The 4,431-nt window shown below is 65.7% G+C and carries 4 protein-coding genes; 2 read left to right on the forward strand and 2 right to left on the reverse strand.

Features of this window, described 5'->3' with window-relative positions:
• The coding region (locus VGI12_05120; GenBank protein ID HEY2432038.1) for a BACON domain-containing carbohydrate-binding protein at positions 1 to 1,615 on the reverse strand (1,615 nt) is incomplete at its 3' end.
• A 719-nt stretch (positions 1,616 to 2,334) separates the two neighbouring features.
• Positions 2,335 to 3,015, reverse strand: a complete 681-nt coding sequence (locus VGI12_05125) for a hypothetical protein (GenBank protein ID HEY2432039.1) — start codon at positions 3,013 to 3,015, stop codon at positions 2,335 to 2,337.
• 298 nt (positions 3,016 to 3,313) lie between these two features.
• Between VGI12_05125 and VGI12_05130 the strand changes: the two genes are divergently transcribed.
• Positions 3,314 to 3,517 (forward strand): hypothetical protein, encoded by a 204-nt coding sequence (locus VGI12_05130; protein ID HEY2432040.1) that lies wholly within the window; start codon positions 3,314 to 3,316, stop codon positions 3,515 to 3,517.
• A gap of 37 nt (positions 3,518 to 3,554) precedes the next feature.
• On the forward strand, positions 3,555 to 4,431 hold an 877-nt coding region (locus tag VGI12_05135), incomplete at its 3' end, for an AAA family ATPase (protein ID HEY2432041.1).

Below are 4,431 nucleotides of genomic sequence, written 5' to 3' on the forward strand. Positions count from 1 at the left end.
TCCCGGTCCGCGCCGAAGAGTTGGGGTTCGCGGCCGCGCTGAATACGACCGTCCCGTTGCCGGTGCCGCTCCCGGCGGCCGTGATCGTCAACCAGCTGGCGTTGCTGGTCGCCGTCCACGCGCAACCGGCGCCGGCCACCAGGCCCACCGAACTCATGCCGCCCGTGCCGGACATCGACTGACTGGTCGGCGACACCGAGTACGAGCAGCCCGCCGCGGCGGCTTCGTTGACGGTGAAGGTGGTTCCGGCGATCGTCAGCGTGCCGCTGCGTGCGGTGGTGCTGGTGTTGGCTGCGGCGCTGAAGCTGACGGTGCCGTTGCCGGTGCCGCTCGCGCCGCCTGTGACGCTCAGCCAGGTGGCGTTGCTCGTGGCGGTCCAGGCGCAGCCGGTGCCGGCGGTGACGCCGCTGCTGCCGGTACCGCCGGCCGCCGCCATCGATTGACTGGTCGGCGAGATCGAATACGTGCAGGCGGCGGCCGCTTCGTTGACGGTGAAGGTGGCGCCCGCGATCGTCAGTGTCCCGCTGCGCGCGGTGGTGCTCGTGTTGGCCGCGGCGCTGAAGCCGACGGTGCCGTTGCCGGTGCCGCTCCCGCCGGAGGTGACGGCCAGCCAGGTGTCGTTGCTCGCCGCCGTCCACGCGCAGGCGGTGCCGGCGGTGACGGCGCTGCTGCCGGTTCCGCCGGCCGCGGCCATCGACTGACTGGTTGGCGACACCGAGTACGAGCAGCCCGCCGCGGCGGCTTCATTGACGGTGAAGGTGGCGCCCGCGACCGTCAGTGTCCCGCTGCGCGCGGTGGTGCTCGTGTTGGCCGCCGCGCTGAAGCTGACGGTGCCGTTGCCGGTGCCGCTCGCGCCTGCGGTGACGCTCAGCCAGGTGGTGTTGCTCGTCGCGGTCCACGCGCAGCCCGCGCCTGCGGTGACGCCGCTGCTGCCGGTGCCGCCGGCCGCCGCCATCGATTGACTGGTCGGCGAAATCGAATACGTGCAGCTCGCCGCAGCCTGCGTGATCGTGAAGGTGTTGTCCGCGATCGTCAGGGTGCCGCTGCGCGCCGAAGTCGTGGTGTTCGCTGCGACCGCATAGCCCACCGTCCCGTTGGCCGTTCCCGTTCCTCCGGTTGTGATCGTGATCCAGGTGGCATTGCTCAACGTCGACCAGGGGCAGGCCGATGTGACGCTCACGCTGCCGGTGGCGCCGGCCGATCCGACGCTGACAGTCCCTGGCGAGATCGTTGCCGTCCCGCACGACGAGGTGAGCATGAAGGTGTTCGACGTGGCGCCGGGCGTCGAGCCGCCCGGTCCGTTGGCCGTGACCACCGACGTGTAGGTGACGCCGGCCTGCAGCGGCGTCGAGAGCAGCGGGAGAAACGCGACGCGCATGTAGCCGTCGGTTTCGGGCGTCGGTTTGCCGAGGTTCGCGGTCGCGACAATGGTCGTTGATCCGGAAACGGAGACGCTCAGTGAATAGCCCTGGACGACGGGCGTTCCGTCCGTGCCGAGCGCTGCGTTGTCAGGAGACGGTAAAAATTCCACGCGCTGGCCGTCGACGATGCTTTGCGCCTGCGCGATTGGCACCGGCGCCGCGCACAGCGTGATCACGGCGAGCAGCAGCGACAAGCGCGCGCGGGAAAGAGACTGACGGAATTCGGCGGCACACATCATTGGTTTCGTTGCCGCGCCTGATGTGCACGAGACGGACCGCGCGCCGACCCTACCGAAGTACTTGAAACTACGTGCGAGGTCGGATGCGCCGGTCTATGACCGCTCACCGATTTCGCTGTCAGATTACGAAGCCGAGAGTGGCGTATGCCGGGTCGTCGACCGTGGCGATGCGACGCTTCGGTGCGGCTTAGGACACGATGGACAGCGCCGCGATGGAATCCGATTGGGGTCGAAGCGCGTTCGATCTGCGGCGCGGATTTGCGCGATCGACAGAGCGGGCGATTTGTGGATAGAGGGACGGAAGAAATTACACCGCCGCCGCAGGATCTACACGACGGCGCCGAACGTGCGGATCACGATTGCGGTCGTGAGTGACCGTGTCTCGCGGAACTGGGATGGGCGTCAGATCAGCCGAACGTTGTTCGACCGGTTGAGACCTGTCGGGGACGCGGCCAGAGAGTGTGTGAGCAAGTAGCGAGAATCGCCGCTTGAGAATGGTGCGGAAGATAGGATTTGAACCTACACGGTATTGCTACCGCCAGCCCCTCAAGCAGTCTCAAAACCTCAGCTCAGGCGAACACCAGAGTCCCCTGCTTGCGATTTGTGAACTGATACGGCCGCTCGCGCACGCACGAAACGACTGCATTCGCACAGATTCGCACATCGCCCAAGGGCTATGTACGCCGCCGCGCGTTGAGTGTGATTCGGCGTTTCAGTCTAGACCGAGTGTCTCGGCTGAACGCCTCCCGGCAGTTTGTGCAATCGCGCTCGGAAGTTCGCGCAACAAAGTATCGTCCACCGGCGATGTCGCATTGCGAAAAAGCGCAGCGGCGCACGCGATCGAGCGGTAGGCGTGCCCACTGCTGTTCCAACGACTTTGACAGCTCAATCCCCCGCGTAGATACGACGGGAAGGCGTCCGCGGATGTCCGCGTCTGCCCGTGCGTGACGCTCGAGTTCTGCCCAACACGCGACACCGGTTTGCCGAATCAACGTGGCAACGTCCGCGTGAGAGCGTTTCATTCGTGTAAGCAACCTCGGTGAACGACGGAATACGAGGAACTCGGCGAGCCCGCGCAAATGGCGCTGCGACTTCGGGACGCTGGCCCGGATGGACGTGAGCTTACGGTCAGGCTCGACCAGTGCCTGTACCGCCTTCTTCATCAAATCTAGGGCCTTGATCGCTTCCGCTCTCTGTTTCTTGAGCGGATTAGCCAGGCGCCCGCCGATGAATTGCCACAGGGCATAGCGGTAAGCATCGACCTGCCGTTTGAGGGCGAGACAATCGGCGGGCGCCGTCGTCTGCGACAGTTCCGCGATGCGCTCAGGCGAGTTCAGGATGTCCAAGAGCAGCATAGGGTTACGTGTTCGGCGCGGCGCTGAGAGTATCAGACACTTCTCAGAAAGTACTTGGGATGCCGGATCTGCGCTTAATTGGCAGGCAAATGCAGACGCCATCTCATGCCGATACACCCTGGCTCACGCTCGCCCAAGCGAGTGCCCGGACACAACTCCATCCAGCCACGCTCAGGCGAGCAATCGCCGCGCGGCGCCTTCGACACGCCCGTGTCGGCGGCCGCAAAGCGATCCGACTACGACCCGAATGGCTCGATGCCTGGCTCGAGGCGACGAGCACGCCGGTCGAAGTGCGGCCATGAGCGGCAACCCCGGTCTTGCGGATCTCGTCCTGGCGCGGCTTGCCGAACTGCTCCAAGGACAGCGGCGAGTGCTCGAGGGGCTTCGGCGAATCGAGGGTCGTCTGAAAAGTGTCGCCGAGGACACTGACGCGCTCGACCGCTACAACCGGCCATACGGTGACGGCGCACGCCTGCCGCGGGGGCGCCGCCGTGGGTGCTAGGCCCGATCCGACGATCGGAACCGAGCGCACATGGCGCGTGCTGGGCGACGGCGATCGGTATGTGCTCGACGTGCCCGATGCGTCCATTCAGCTGGAGCTCGATCGGCCGCGACGCGAGCGCGGCGACCTTCTCGGCGAACTCACAGTCCGTACCACGCTCAAAGGCGCCCGAACCTCCGTGGACGATGTCTTGTCGCGCGGATCGTTCAATGCGAGTTCGCCAACCGTGCGCCAGGCGCGCGCTCGTCTGTGCGCCGATTTGGCCCGGACGAACGGACACGTAGATTGGCACCGGCTCATCGAAGAGTTTGCGACGCGGGTGCTCGTCGCGGAATCTGTCGGCCAGCCGGCCGTTTCGCTGCGCGATGTGCCCGACACCGGCCAAGATGACCACTACGACCTGGAGGGTGTGATCGTGACGCGGCGATCACCCTCGATGATCTTCGGCGACGCGGGCACCGGAAAGAGCCAGTGGTTACTGTGGCAGCTGGGACAGCTTGCCAATCGCGGCGTACGAGTTGCGCTCGCAGATTGGGAACTGGACGCGTTGGCGCACAAGCGACGACTGCAGGCGATGTTCGGGACCGCAATGCCATACGTGCTCCACATCGCCTGCACTCGGCCGCTCGTGTATGAAGCCGATCGGCTGCGCCGGATTATCGTGGACGAACGTATCGACTACCTCGGCGTTGATTCCGTCGCGCCCGCCTGCCACGATGAACCCTCGAATGCAGAGGCGGCGACCGCATTCTTTCGAGCACTGCGCCAGCTCGCGGTGGGGTCGCTGCTCGTCGCGCATACGCCCAAGGCGGCGGAACTCGGCCAGGAGCGTCCATTTGGCTCGCAATTTTGGTACGCGCTGTGCCGCTCGATTTGGTTTGTGGCGGCGAAGCCGAGCGACGCTGAGAGCAACC

This window comes from Vicinamibacterales bacterium (assembly GCA_036496585.1).
In the GTDB taxonomy this organism is placed as follows: domain Bacteria; phylum Acidobacteriota; class Vicinamibacteria; order Vicinamibacterales; family 2-12-FULL-66-21; genus JAICSD01.